11 protein-coding genes are annotated in these 12872 nt (G+C 56.1%); 6 read left to right on the forward strand and 5 right to left on the reverse strand.

Annotated elements, in window-relative coordinates; translation table 11 throughout:
* Positions 1–44 precede the first annotated feature (44 nt).
* On the reverse strand, positions 45–794 hold the full coding sequence (hemQ, locus tag F1381_RS23430; RefSeq protein WP_151737262.1) for a hydrogen peroxide-dependent heme synthase: 750 nt from the start codon (positions 792–794) through the stop codon (positions 45–47).
* 242 nt (positions 795–1036) lie between these two features.
* On the opposite strand from hemQ, the gene F1381_RS23435 reads away from it, so the two are divergent.
* The 5 genes from F1381_RS23435 (at position 1037) to uvrC (ending at position 6722) form a co-directional block, all read left to right on the forward strand.
* Positions 1037–1342, forward strand: coding sequence for a YuiB family protein (locus tag F1381_RS23435; protein WP_187355536.1), 306 nt, complete (start codon positions 1037–1039; stop codon positions 1340–1342).
* 220 nt (positions 1343–1562) lie between these two features.
* Positions 1563–3089, forward strand: a complete 1527-nt coding sequence (locus F1381_RS23440; RefSeq protein ID WP_151737263.1) for a replication initiation and membrane attachment family protein — start codon at positions 1563–1565, stop codon at positions 3087–3089.
* Between the two features lie 21 nt (positions 3090–3110).
* Entirely contained in the window at positions 3111–4073 is a 963-nt protein-coding gene (gene dnaI, locus F1381_RS23445) for a primosomal protein DnaI (protein ID WP_151737264.1), read from the forward strand.
* A 144-nt stretch (positions 4074–4217) separates the two neighbouring features.
* Positions 4218–4535: a thioredoxin gene (gene trxA, locus F1381_RS23450; protein ID WP_151737265.1), complete on the forward strand. Its 318-nt coding sequence runs from the start codon at positions 4218–4220 to the stop codon at positions 4533–4535.
* Between the two features lie 132 nt (positions 4536–4667).
* Positions 4668–6722 (forward strand): excinuclease ABC subunit UvrC, encoded by a 2055-nt coding sequence (gene uvrC / locus F1381_RS23455; protein WP_151737266.1) that lies wholly within the window; start codon positions 4668–4670, stop codon positions 6720–6722.
* A 66-nt stretch (positions 6723–6788) separates the two neighbouring features.
* On the opposite strand, the gene F1381_RS23460 is transcribed toward uvrC, so the two are convergent.
* The 4 genes from F1381_RS23460 to F1381_RS23475 all read right to left on the reverse strand — a co-directional run bounded on the left by F1381_RS23460 (position 6789) and on the right by F1381_RS23475 (position 11312).
* Entirely contained in the window at positions 6789–8522 is a 1734-nt protein-coding gene (locus F1381_RS23460; RefSeq protein ID WP_151737267.1) for a type II CAAX endopeptidase family protein, read from the reverse strand.
* Between the two features lie 114 nt (positions 8523–8636).
* A complete protein-coding gene (locus tag F1381_RS23465; protein ID WP_151737268.1) occupies positions 8637–10202 on the reverse strand; it encodes a hypothetical protein in 1566 nt (521 codons plus the stop codon).
* The gene (locus F1381_RS23470) at positions 10199–10930 is read right to left on the reverse strand and encodes an ABC transporter ATP-binding protein (protein ID WP_151737269.1); all 732 of its coding nucleotides are present in this window, start codon (positions 10928–10930) and stop codon (positions 10199–10201) included. The genes F1381_RS23465 and F1381_RS23470 overlap by 4 nt, the downstream gene beginning before the upstream one ends.
* Positions 10914–11312, reverse strand: coding sequence for a GntR family transcriptional regulator (locus F1381_RS23475; RefSeq protein ID WP_151737270.1), 399 nt, complete (start codon positions 11310–11312; stop codon positions 10914–10916). The genes F1381_RS23470 and F1381_RS23475 overlap by 17 nt, the downstream gene beginning before the upstream one ends.
* Positions 11313–11509: 197 nt before the next feature.
* On the opposite strand from F1381_RS23475, the gene F1381_RS23480 reads away from it, so the two are divergent.
* On the forward strand, positions 11510–12868 hold the full coding sequence (locus F1381_RS23480; protein ID WP_151737271.1) for a TrkH family potassium uptake protein: 1359 nt from the start codon (positions 11510–11512) through the stop codon (positions 12866–12868).
* Positions 12869–12872 lie beyond the last annotated feature (4 nt).

Genomic DNA, 12872 nt, shown 5'->3' on the forward strand with positions numbered 1-12872 from the left:
GCCGGTCTTATAAATGGCGCGGTATCCGCGGATACCGGCCGCTGTTATAGCTTCAGCAGCTCCTCGAACGACTCTGCCGTCAGCAGGTTGCCAACATAGAAGGGGCCGAACTCGCCGTAGCGGGCGCTGACCTCGTCAAAGCGCATTTCGTAGACCAGCTTCTTGAATTGCAGCGCATCCTCCGCGAACAGGGTCACGCCCCATTCCCAGTCATCAAAGCCGACAGAACCGGTGATGATCTGCTTGACCTTGCCGGCATAGCTGCGTCCGATCAGGCCGTGCGAATACATCAGCTCTTTGCGTTTCTCCATATCAAGCATGTACCAGTTGTCGGCAAGCTCGCGTTTCTTATTCATCGGATAGAAGCAAATATGCTTCGCCTGCGGCAGGATTGGCTTAAGGCGTGCAGCGACATGCGGGTTCTGCATCGGGTCGCCGCCGTCGCCCCCGGCATTGTAATTGCTCAATTCAACGATGCTGACATAAGAGTAAGCTTTGGTTGTATATTGCGCAAAGGCGGTTTTGTTAAAAGCAGTTTCCAGCTTATTCAGATCTTCCAGCGTTTCACGCAGGAACATCATGACGAAATCAGCCTTCTGGCCGACAATCGTATATACGGCCGAGCTTCCCTGTTTGGCTTCCTCCACCGGTCCCCATTCGCTCATGAACTGGTGCAGCTCCTCCAGGGCAACCGCGCGCTCTTCATCGTCGGCCTTTGTCCAGGCGGTCCAATCCAGCGAGCGGAAATCATGCAGCGCATACCAGCCTTCCAGTGTTACAGCGGCTTCACTCATGTGATTCACTCCTTAAACGGTTCGTAAAGTATATTTCAGCGGGATGCAGCAATATGTAACGGCCATATGATCCATTGTTATTTTAGCGCAACATAAAGGGCAAGAGCAAATTTCGCCCAGGGTAGTTTTGGGGATTTCCGGCCATGCAGCCAGGACTGTTCATTGCTTCGCTACATTTTTTCTAGTAAACTATCTATTACTTATTGCTGAATGTGCGGTTCTTTATAGAGAGAGTAGAGGAGATGGCAGTATTTGTGGATGGTCTTCCGGGATTAATGCTGGCCGTGCTGTTCTTTGTTATGATGTTCTGCATCGGGTTCGTACTCAATATGCTGATGAGGATGACTTGGGCGCCTGTATACCTCTACCTGCTGGTCATTCTGCCTGTGCTGGTGTATGCCCTCTGGAACCGGACGTTTACGCTCGGCGAGCATCTGGCGGCCCTGAGCGCCGCTCACTGGCTGATCGGACTCACCGGCTTTACGGGGGCAGCACTCAGCGGCTGGACGATCCGCAAGCTGCGGCTGGCCGGTTACAGATTATTTTAATGAAGGCTGAAGCGGATTCAGCACCCATGCGTCAGGCCCCACATTGTGCATTGTGGGGTTGTTTTATGATTGGGCCAAAAGATGCGCAAGCTTGAACAAACTGTCGAATTTACCGGAAAAAGCGTCTGATTTGGTTCTTTTTTTACATTTCCGAACGGGTGTTTTGTGATAGAATAGAAACCTGTATGAATTCGTATGGATAAGGGGGAGGAGACCGCAGATGCGCATGAGCAACCTGCATCATTTTACGGAACATCACAGGTACTGCGTTTCCCGCGAATTCGGTCTCAGCAGCCTTGACGGGCGGATGCTCGGATCGGTATATCAGCCGATGGTGGGGGCATTTGCCGTCAGCTTGTACAGGCTGCTCTTTGAGCATGTCCCGGCCGAGAGCATCGGATACTCGGAAGCGGAGCAGCAGCGCAAGCTGTTCCTTACACTGGGCATCGAGCCGAACGAGAAGGGCCGCAAGTTCCTGGTGGAGCAGGCCTCCATGCTTGAAGCGGTAGGACTTCTTTCAACCAGCCGGATCTATATGGCGGAAACCGACGACTATCTGTATGAGTACGAGCTGCTGCCACCGCTGGGGCCGGCCGAATTCTTTGCAACCCAGCATTTGACCCTGCTGCTGCGGGACAAGGTCGGCAAATTCGCCGTGCTGGCGCTGCGCGAACAGTTCTGGCGCAAGGAGCCAGAGGAATGGAGCCGCCGCTCGCTCAATAAAGAAAATATTTCTGTACCGTTTTATGATATTTTTCAGCTGAATACCCATGTGATTGATTATGAGCTGGAGCAGGCGCTGGCCGAAGTGGCCACAGTACGCCAGCCGGTCCTGCAAGAGGAGCCGAATATCGGCTACAGCGATATCATTCTGCGCTTTCCGCGGGAATCGGTGAACCGGGCCCACGTCGAGAAGCTGCGTTTTGACCACGCCCAGATGGGCATGATTAATTATATCGCCCGCAAATACGGGCTGGACACGCAGGATGTCAGCCGCCTGCTGGATGAGGATGGAGTGTTCGCTCCTGACGGCGAATTGATTCTGGATACGCTGCAGCATAAGGCCAGCCAGCAGTTCCGCCAGGAGCTGAAACGTCAGGAGAAGCGGGAAATCGCCGCCGCCAAGGTGGTATCGCTACGCTCCGCGGCCGAGGAAGAGCCGCCGATTGCTCCGCCGGAGCAATCGGTCGAGATGGAATATTATGTGGAAGTACCGCCGCAATTCATGTCCAAATGCGACATTCACCAATATAATATGATGCTCCGCAACGAGCCTTATACCCGGCTGCTGCAGACCTTCTTCCCGGGAACGGTTCCGGGGCAGCTGCTGGATATCTTCGATAACATCAATCTGAATTACAAGCTGAAGAGCGAAGTCATCAATGTGCTTATCCATTACGTGATGACGCTGGCCGCAACAAGCGGCGAACAGCGGATGAACCGTAATTTCGTCGAAGCGATCGCTTCGAATATGCTGATGAAGCAAGTGAACACCTATGAGAAGGCCGTGCGTTACATCCGCGACCAGTCCAAGGTCAAGGGCAAAGGCGCAGGAGCTGCGGCCGGAGCCGGAGGAACGCGCCAGCGTAATTACGCCAAAGGGAACCGGCCGGCCAAGCCGGAGATCCCGATCTCCGTCGACGACGGAACGGCGGGTGCGGTCTCGGAGGAGGAGTTCGCGGCCATGATGAAGATGGCCGCCGACATCAAAGCCAGCAAGAAAAAAGGCGTTACCAAAACGCAGTAAAGAAAGTGAGGGAACGGTAACATGGAATCCATGGGTGAAGTGCTGCGTTCCATGAATAACAGCGCCCTGCGCCAGCGTTCCCGCGACCTGCAGCTGGAGCTTCTGAATCATCCGCTGGTGAAGCAGCTGCAGGCGGAGCATCCCGAGCTGGAGGAAGCGCGCTTGCGCCTGAATCTGAGCAAATTATACCAGTACGTGGAAGAAAGCCGGCATTGTGCGAACTGTCCGGGCCTGGCGGCGTGTCCGAATGACTTCCCTGGACATTACAGCAAGCTTACGGTGGAGACAGTGGGCGGCACGCCGGATTTATATGAGCGGAAGACGGCCTGTGAGCTGAAGGTCGCCCAGGACAGTCAGGATGCGATCCGCAGACGGATCCAGAGCTTCTATGTAGATGAACGGGTGCTCAGCGGGGGCTACGACGAAGTGGATATTATGGGCAAGGATCTGCGGCGTGCTCCGGCGGTGAAGGAAGTCTTCCGTTACATCCATGAGATCAGGGAGAACGGGCTGTCCAAGCATGGCCTGTACATTCACGGCAGCTTCGGAACCGGCAAGACCTTCCTGATGTGCTACCTGCTCCATGAGCTGGCAGTATCCGGATACACAGGCGTCATTGTGTATATGCCGGATTTCATCGAGGAACTGAAGCTGATTATGACGGATAACCAGAAGCTCAAGGAGACGGTGGATACGCTGAAGAATTGCGATCTGCTGATCTTTGACGATATCGGCGCGGAGAATCTGAATCCGTGGGCCCGCGACCATGTGCTGGGTGCCATTCTGAATTACCGGATGAACCGCAAGCCCACCTTCTACACCTCCAACTATCCGCTGGACGGACTCGCCAAGCATTTAAGCTTTACGAGCAAGGACGGCGAAGAAGTGTACAAGGGCCAGCGGCTGATGGACCGGATTGCTCCGTTTGTCGAGGTTATTCAGCTGCACGGGGAGAACCAACGCGGGAAAGGCGGCTCCGCCTAGTCGTCTTGGCAATTAAATTGGATACAATATAATCACTTAAAATATTAACAAACACAGCATATCTATGTTATACTGTGGTTGTATATGGTTATCATATTACATGAACCAATTATCAGGAGTACCATCCAAAGGAGGAACAATATAATGGCTATCGTTAACGTGTCTGACCAATCCTTCGCAGGCGAAGTGGAAGGTCAAGGGACTGTTGTAGTAGATTTCTGGGCGCCTTGGTGCGGTCCTTGCAAAATGTTGGCCCCTATTCTGGAAGAGCTCTCCGGCGAACTGGGCGACAGCGTCAAGATCGCTAAGCTGAATGTCGACGAGAATCCGGAAACGGCTTCCCGCTTCGGTGTAATGAGCATTCCGACGCTGATCTTCTTCAAAGACGGCCAGCCTGTCGATAAAGTAGTGGGTCTGAACTCCAAGGACTCCCTCAAGAATATCGTCGCCAAGCACCAATAATAGCACTGCTTGAGCATCACGATGGAGACGCTTTGACGTCTCTTTCGGTTTCAGCGCCTCCGGTTTATCCGGGGGCGCTTTATGTGTTACACTTTACTTGCATCTAACGAAAGTCTGCGTGGGGGAGAAAACATGGACTACATGGATAATATCCGCAACAAACTGGCGCTGCTGCCTGACCAGCCCGGGTGCTATCTGATGAAGAACCAGGAAGGCACCATTATTTATGTCGGCAAAGCGAAAGTGCTGAAGAACCGCGTCCGTTCCTATTTCACCGGCAGCCACAACGGGAAGACCCAGCGGCTTGTGGCGAACATTGCCGATTTCGAATATATCGTTACCTCCAGCAATATGGAGGCGCTTATCCTTGAGTGCAACCTGATTAAGAAGCATATGCCGCGCTACAATGTGCTGCTGAAGGACGACAAGACGTTCCCGTATATCAAAATCACGAATGAAGCCCATCCGCGCCTTGAAGTGACCCGCCGGGTGGTTAAAGATAAAGCCAAATATTTCGGACCCTATCCGAACGGATATGCCGCACAGCAGACGAAGAAGCTGCTGGACCGGATGTATCCGCTGCGCAAATGCGGCGTGATGCCCAAGGAGGTCTGCCTCTACTACCACATGGGCCAGTGTCTGGCACCCTGTGAGAAGGAAGTGCCGAAATCGGCTTACGAAGAGATCACGCAGAGCATCGCCGGCTTCCTGAGCGGAGGACATGAGGCGGTCAAGAAGGATCTGCAGCAGAAGATGCAGGAGGCCGCCGAAGAACTGTACTTCGAACGGGCCAAGGAGCTGCGCGACCAGATCATCCATATCGATGCCCTGATGGAGAAGCAGAAGATTACGACGGCCGACAGCAAGGACCGGGACGTCTTCGGCTATGCCGTGGACAAAGGCTGGATGTGTGTCCAGATTCTCTATATGCGCCAGGGTAAAATGATTCAGCGGCATTCCTCCGTTTTTCCGTTCTACGGGGAAGCCTACAGTGATTTCATGTCCTATGTGGCGCAGTATTACAGCGAGAACCCGGCGCTGCCGCAGGAAATTCTGCTGCCGGATATCGTGAGAGAAGGCTCCGGCCTGCCGGACAAGGAGAGCGCCGATGCCGATGGCACTGCTGCCGTGGAAGCGGCGCTGTCCGCGCCGCAGGAGCCCGCACAGTCGGGCGCGGCCTTTGCAGCGGAGGAGTCCTCCGGCGGGGAAGCGGGGCTTCTGGCCGGAGACGCTGATGAGGAGAATCATGCGGCAGCGCAGTCTGAGGCCGAAAGCGCCGCCGGTGTTGATCCTGCGGGCGGCGCTGCGACTCTGCAGCAATGGCTGGGCATCAAGGTGCTTGTGCCGCAGCGCGGGCTGAAGAAGCAGATGGTCGGTATGGCCTGCGAGAACAGCCGCGTCGCGCTGGATGAGAAATTCCGCTTAATTGAGCGGGATGAAGAACGTACGCTTGGCGCAGCCATGGGCCTCGGACAGCGGCTGGGCATCGAATCGCTCGGCCGGATCGAGGCGTTCGATAACTCGAATACCCAGGGCGCCAATCCGGTATCGGCGATGGTGGTCTTCATCGACGGCAAGCCAGCGCGCAAAGAGTACCGCAAATATAAGGTGCGCACCGTACAGGGGCCGGACGATTACGAGACGATGCGCGAGGTGATCCGCCGGCGGTATGAACGGGTGCTGAAGGAGAACCTGCCGCTGCCCGACCTGATTGTAGTCGATGGCGGCAAAGGGCAAATCTCCTCGGCCATCGATATTCTGCAGAACGAACTGGGCCTGTTCATTCCGGTCTGCGGGCTGGTCAAGGACGACAAGCACAAGACGGCCGAGCTGCTGGTCGGCGATACGGGCGAGCCGGTGCCGCTGGCCCGGGACAGCCAGGAATTCTACCTGCTGCAGCGGATTCAGGATGAGGTGCACCGCTTTGCGATCACCTTCCACCGCGAGCAGCGCGCCAAGTCCATGGTCACCTCGAAGCTGGATTCGATCCCCGGCATCGGCGAGAAGCGGCGTAAGCTGCTGCTGAAGCATTTCGGCTCACTGAAGAAGATCAAGGAAGCGTCCGTCGAGGATTTCCGCCCGCTGTCGATCGGCGACAAGCTGGCGAGACAGATTCTCGATGCGCTCAGCGATGCCGGACCTGCCAGTGCAGATGACCCTTTAACTCAAGAGGCGGAGCCGCAATAACATCAAAGAAGCCTTTCCATGGCAATGCTTGACGCATTGCTCCTGGAAAGGCTTCTTTATTGCCGCCTAAGTCAAGGATTCGGCCGGTTCGATCCGCTCGGGTCTCCGGGGCGGATTAAAGCGGTAGACGATATAGCCGACCACAAACGGCATCACAAGTGTAACAATGCCTGCGCCGATGTTGACGGCATCCTGCATGAAGATCAGGGTCGCCCCCATCAGGATGCTGTCGAACACGACATGGCTGAACATCGCAGCGATGAAGCCGTAGCGCAAGAAGATGAAGCTGAAGAGCAGGCCGATCACGGTAAGCTCAATCGGCCGCGAGATCACCGGGTAAATCGGGTATAGCGTATGGCCCATTGCCCAGATCAGTGTCGTAATCAGCGAGGCCAGGAAGGTGCTTCGTACCAGCTTCTTAACCATGCGGATGCCGAACAGCCGGTAAATGGCTTCCTCCGACAATCCGGCCAGCCAGGCGACAATCGGCAGCAGCCATGCATAACGCATGTTGTAAGGCGACTGGCTGGCATCGGTGGTCGACCAGTTATCCAGAGTAAAGGATAAAATAATGAACATGACGGTTTGCACCCCGAGCAGGACGAAGGCCCAGATATAACCGGCCTTGATGCTGTCCAGCACATATTTGCCGTAACCCGGCTCCTTGGCCCGCGGCCATGGATTCAGCCCTTCCTCCTTGCGCCAGAGACCGTTGCCTCCGACCAGCGAGAAGTAGAGCAGAGCGGACATCAATAAGCTGTACAACGCGTAGATGATGAACAGAATGATGGCGGTGATGCGGTCTTCCACGCTGTCTCCGCTTGATTCGGGCAGCATATTGTAGGTGCTCACCATCATGATGATGAAATGGACCGCGCTCAGAAAGATGCCCCGTGCAAAAGAAGTATGATGCCGGGTCAATATGCTGTAAATCAGCGCCAGAATACCCAGCGCCAGTGTGGGTAGCCCGTAGCCGAGCAGCGTCAGCTTGTTCGCCAGCGAGGTCTGCTCCTTCACGTAGGTGTCATGCCAGGCCGGAGCGGTAAACCCGGGCCGGAAGTAAGTGACCTCGCTGTTTGAAAATCTGAAGTTATAGTTCAATGGGGATTCGCCGACGGTGACTGTACTGTCGGTGTAGACAAGATCGTACTTGCCGCTGCCTGCAGCAATTTGCAGCTTGGCGGGATTCACGCCCCACGCCTGGAGCCAGGGCAGCGCCAGCTGCTCTTTAGTCTCGAGGGCCGGATCCGGCTCGCTGGCCGCAGGCAAGCCGGCAGAAGAAGAAGAGGCATAACCGCTGCCTGAGCCGGCAGCGCTGTCCCTGACCTGCATGCTTCCGTAATCAGTCCCTGCGGCGGCGGCGGCATCCGCCCCTGTTGCGAAAGAGACGACCTCGCCGGTATACATATTCAGATCAACGGACAGCAGCGGCTCTGCCGATCCGCCGGTATGAAGTGCGGCATGAAAGACATCGAAGGGATACCGCTGGTCTAACCCGCGCTTCGTATAGTCCTCGGTCAGCTTTTCGCGTGACATATAGCCGTAGAAAGATGCGTCCGTCTGGTACAGGACCGTCCACTCGTCCTCTGCGGATGCCGGATGGCCCAGTTGGCCGGCGGCGAAGGCGGCTGCCTTCGCCCGGACTTCATCCTTGCTGATGATCGTAGTGTCCCCGTCCTTGCTTGTCAGGAGTTGCGGGGCGACCTGGAACATGAGGAATACAATAAGGCTGATAATGCCCGTAACCATAAGCCTGGTGGACAGGGGCCGCTGCTGTAGGGGCTCGCCGACGGAATTCATGAAACGCCTCCTTGAAATAGATCGTATTCTGTGCGGATGTTGTTCTAATTATAGTATTATTGGGTCCCGTGTTTCAAAAAAATCCGTAATAAGCTTACGCAGGCGGCTGCCAGGTTATGCTTGTTTTATTCCGGAGCCACCGGCCGCCGCTGAACGCAGGCCCAGATGGAGGTATTTGGCTCCCGCAGTAACGCAGCTCCAAGCCAGAGGCAGGCCTATACCTGCGACCCAGGCAAGCAGGGTCCAGGATGGAATCGGGTTAGCTGCAATATCTTCAGGAAACAAATATTTGTTAATCAATATACTCTGGCTTGAGGACAGCAACGCCAGCGGAAAGATCAGCAGAGTAAGCAAACGCGAGTTCATCAGCGCATAAATGATCTGCAGCAGACAGAGTACCAGGGTGAGCGCCAAGGTATATGCAGCAAAGGTGAACAGGAGCCAGTGCCCATACAATACGGCATCCGCAGCATTGGTTCTTCCGGCGCCAAGCGCGGCCCCGATGCCGGCAGCTGCGGCAAGGCTGAAGACGGCGTTAATTCGCGTTACGGCGACCCAAACTGCTGCAACCGAAGTCCATAGCAGGCTTGAGCGTTTGTGCGGCATGCCGAGCCACCAGGATAACTGCCGGCGCTCTAAACCGCCGGTTCGTCCCAGAGTCCATAAGCATCCGAGTACGACGGGCAGAATGAACAATAAGGTGTACCCCGGCTGCAGAATCCGGGGACTGATGGACAGCAGGAAGAACAGTCCGGCAAAAGCAAAGGCCGCTGCCGCTTTCAGTATTCTGACCCATTTCCGCTGCTCCCAGCTGCGATACCGGCTGGCTTCGAGCCGGTACAGCATGAACAGCGGCGATGAGGAAGCGGCCGGGGGACCGATAGTCTTCCCGGCAGCGGCAGCTTCCTTGTTTGATTCCATTCTTGCGTGTATAGCCTCGTTCTGACCGATCGACCCGAACCCGTGCCGGGCAATCAGCGGCAGCAAGGCATAGCAGACGGGCCAGCCGATCAGGAAGAGCACCAGGGCGGCAAGCGCCGCATGTCCGGGAGTCATCGTATAGTAATCTAATACGTGAAGACCGTCTGGTATGAAGTTAAGGGCGATTACAACAAGAGGCAGCATCCAGAGAAGCGTATACGGCAGAACCAGGGGAAGCCACCATTTGCTTGCGGACATCAAGAGGCTGAACGCCAGGCCCAGAACCACAAGCAGCGGCAACAGCGCGCAAAGCAGCAGTCCGTAAGCAGCCAGCAGACGTGCGAGCTCAACTGCCGGAACCGGGTCATACCGGCCGGTTGCCACGGAAAGGGCATATACAGTAAGCGCAGCCAAGGCCAAGAGAAGTGCCGCATTGCCGAATTGCTTCAGAAAGGCAATACTCTTGGCATACAGCAAGTGCAGCCGGGAGTGGGGGAAGGTGAGAATCCAATCCCGGTAGGAATGCCCGGGGAAGACCAGCATATGCAGGGCAGGGAAGCCCATGGCCGAGGCCCATAGCAGCAGTACAGCATAAATAAATGGCGTACATTGCGGCACCCGGGCTGAAGGCAGAAGCATGCCCGCCATAACCAGTACAATGAACAAGAGACAAGGGAGCAACATCCGCTGGGCGGGAGGAAGGCGTTTCAGACTAAACCGGCTGTATTCCAGGGCAATCATCGTTTTCAGCGCCGTCATGCGAATACCTCCCTGTAACGGGATTCGACCGACTGGCCCGACTGGCGCAGCGCATCGACATCATCGACGCTGCGGATCCGGCCGCCGCCGATCAGGATCAGCCGGTCGAAGAGCAGCTCCATTTCGCGGATGTCATGGGTGGCAACCAGTACGGTTCGCTTACTGTCTGCGAGTTCGCCGACAACGGCTGCGGCAATTCGTTCCCGCGAGAGCAGATCAATGCCGGTAAACGGCTCATCGAGAATGATCAGCGGCGCGGTCCGCGACAGGCAGGTCAGAAGCTGCAGCCGGGCCTCTTCGCCTCGCGACATGGAAGAGATCCGGGTATGCGGCGATACGGACAGCTCGCTTAGCAATTCCCCGGCCCTTGATTTGCTCCAGTCCGGGTAGATGCCGGCGGCATAGTGCAGCCATTCATCAACCCTCAGCCAGCCGGGCAGATTGCTGCGGTCAGGGAGCAGGGACAGCTCGCCGAGGCGCTCCGGACCGGCGGGCTTCCCGAAGAGCTGAACTGTGCCGGAATCGCCCTGAGCCAGCCCGGCAACGATTCTTAGCAGCGAGGATTTGCCGGCGCCGTTCGGTCCGAGCAGGCCCGTCAGGCTGCCGGAGGGAATCTGAAAGCTAATACGGTCCAGAATCGCCTTCTTCTTGATGGTGAGGCAGAGATCCCGGCACTCTACGGCAACCGATGCCGGTTCTTGCAAGGATAATTCAAGCTTCGTTGTCATGTGAATCCTCCCTGTACATATTCAGCATTTGTTCGGCGGTAAGCCCCAGTGAAGCGGCGGCTTCGAAGAAATCCCGCACTGCCTGGACCGCTATGGCCCTGCGTGCATCGGTAATTATGTCTCCGTCCCTGGTAACGAATGTTCCCTGGCCGCGGTAAGTTACGATTAGTCCGCTCCGCTCCAGCTCCTGATACGTTCTGGCCGCTGTAGTAGGGTTGACGCCCCGCGCTGCGGCCAGCTCCCGCACGGAAGGCAGCCGCATGCCGGGCGGGATCGCCCCGCAGACGATCCGCCTGCGGATCGCCTCGACAAATTGTTCGTAAATCGGCAGCGAAGGGTTGATTTGAAAATGCTGTGGCAAAAGCTCCGCAGTGGGTTCCATATGCTCCCCCTTCAATTTTTATTATTGTAGTAAGTGTATGGATACATGCCATACAATCTGTTGTCTGAAGTGTATCATTACCCGCCATACAATTCCAGCGAGAAAAATCACAGTAGAAAATGGGCCTTTGTGAATTTGACGCATTCCGTATATAATTTGAATGTTTATGGCCACACCACACTGGGAGATGAGAACGAATGGCTTTACGCATAAATAAGCCGGAGGGATTCAGGCTGCTGAATCTGTCGCCGCCGCAGATTCTCGTGCTGGGCTTTGCCGCTGTTATTCTGCTCGGCACCTTACTGCTCATGCTTCCCGCCGCCAGCCGCACGGGAACGCCGCTTCGCTTCATTGACGCCTTGTTTACCGCCACCTCGGCGACCTGTGTCACCGGGCTGGTTGTCGTGGATACCGGCACTCATTTCACGCTCTTTGGCCAGACGGTGATTCTTCTGCTGATCCAGGTCGGCGGTCTGGGGTTCATGACCATGGCTACGATGTTCGCTCTGGTCTTCCGGCGCCGGATTTCCTTGCGGGACCGGCTGATTCTGCAGGAAGCGATGAATCAGAGCTCGATGGAAGGCATCGTGCGGCTGATCCGGAGGGTGATCTTCTATTCGCTGGCTATCGAGACCGCCGGCGCGGCACTGTTAACTTTGCGCTGGTCTGCGGACATGCCCTTCGGGCGGGCGCTGTATTTCGGAATTTTCCATGCCGTGTCGATGTTCAACAATGCCGGCTTTGACATTTTTGGCCACTACCGCAGCCTGACCGATTATGTGACCGATCCGGTAGTCAATCTGGTTGTAATGCTGCTGATCATCTGCGGCGGCATCGGTTTTGTCGTGCTCTCCGATCTGGCGGAATACCGCAGGAAGCGCAGATTGTCACTCCACAGCAAGGTGGTCCTGTGCATGACGGCTGCGCTCATTCTCACCGGTGCTATCGTTATCTTCATTTTTGAGTTCACCAACTCCCGTACGCTCGGTCCGCTGCAGTTCGGCGGCAAGCTGTGGGCGGCATTCTTCCAATCGGTGTCGCCGCGTACTGCAGGACCCAATACACTGGATATCGCCGGGATGCGGCAGGCTACCCAGTTCTTCCTGGTGTTTCTGATGTTCGTCGGGGCATCGCCCGGCTCGACCGGCGGAGGCATCAAGACGACAACCTTCACGCTGATGGTTGGCGCGGTCATTGCCATGCTGCGCGGACGGGAGGATATCGTCCTTTTCCGTTACCGGCTCGCCCAGGAACGCGTCTTTAAAGCGCTGACTATTGCACTGCTCGCTGTGCTGATGATTGTTTCGGTATCGATGGTGCTCTCCACGACCGAGAACCGTCCGTATCTGATGATACTGTTCGAGACCACTTCAGCGTTTGCCACCGTAGGCCTCAGCATGGGGCTGACGCCGGAGCTGAGCGATGCCGGCAAAATCGTCCTCAGCCTGACCATGTTCGCCGGACGGCTGGGCCTCCTGACACTGGCGTATGCGCTCAGGCCGAAACAGGGTAAAGCATTGTATAAGTATCCGGAAGGCAAAATCATCATAGGATAAGGGG

The organism is Paenibacillus tengchongensis, assembly GCF_008973665.1.
Lineage (GTDB): Bacteria > Bacillota > Bacilli > Paenibacillales > Paenibacillaceae > Paenibacillus_AQ > Paenibacillus_AQ tengchongensis.

Excerpts from the sequence above, each read along its gene's own strand:
- F1381_RS23480 (WP_151737271.1), top strand. The coding sequence starts at position 11,510 with ATGGCTTTACGCATAAATAAGCCGGAGGGATTCAGGCTGCTGAATCTG.
- dnaI (WP_151737264.1), top strand. The coding sequence starts at position 3,111 with ATGGAATCCATGGGTGAAGTGCTGCGTTCCATGAATAACAGCGCCCTG.
- F1381_RS23465 (WP_151737268.1), bottom strand. The coding sequence starts at position 10,202 with ATGACGGCGCTGAAAACGATGATTGCCCTGGAATACAGCCGGTTTAGT.
- F1381_RS23440 (WP_151737263.1), top strand. The coding sequence starts at position 1,563 with ATGCGCATGAGCAACCTGCATCATTTTACGGAACATCACAGGTACTGC.
- F1381_RS23470 (WP_151737269.1), bottom strand. The coding sequence starts at position 10,930 with ATGACAACGAAGCTTGAATTATCCTTGCAAGAACCGGCATCGGTTGCC.
- trxA (WP_151737265.1), top strand. The coding sequence starts at position 4,218 with ATGGCTATCGTTAACGTGTCTGACCAATCCTTCGCAGGCGAAGTGGAA.
- F1381_RS23460 (WP_151737267.1), bottom strand. The coding sequence starts at position 8,522 with ATGAATTCCGTCGGCGAGCCCCTACAGCAGCGGCCCCTGTCCACCAGG.
- F1381_RS23475 (WP_151737270.1), bottom strand. The coding sequence starts at position 11,312 with ATGGAACCCACTGCGGAGCTTTTGCCACAGCATTTTCAAATCAACCCT.
- F1381_RS23435 (WP_187355536.1), top strand. The coding sequence starts at position 1,037 with ATGGCAGTATTTGTGGATGGTCTTCCGGGATTAATGCTGGCCGTGCTG.
- uvrC (WP_151737266.1), top strand. The coding sequence starts at position 4,668 with ATGGACTACATGGATAATATCCGCAACAAACTGGCGCTGCTGCCTGAC.
- hemQ (WP_151737262.1), bottom strand. The coding sequence starts at position 794 with ATGAGTGAAGCCGCTGTAACACTGGAAGGCTGGTATGCGCTGCATGAT.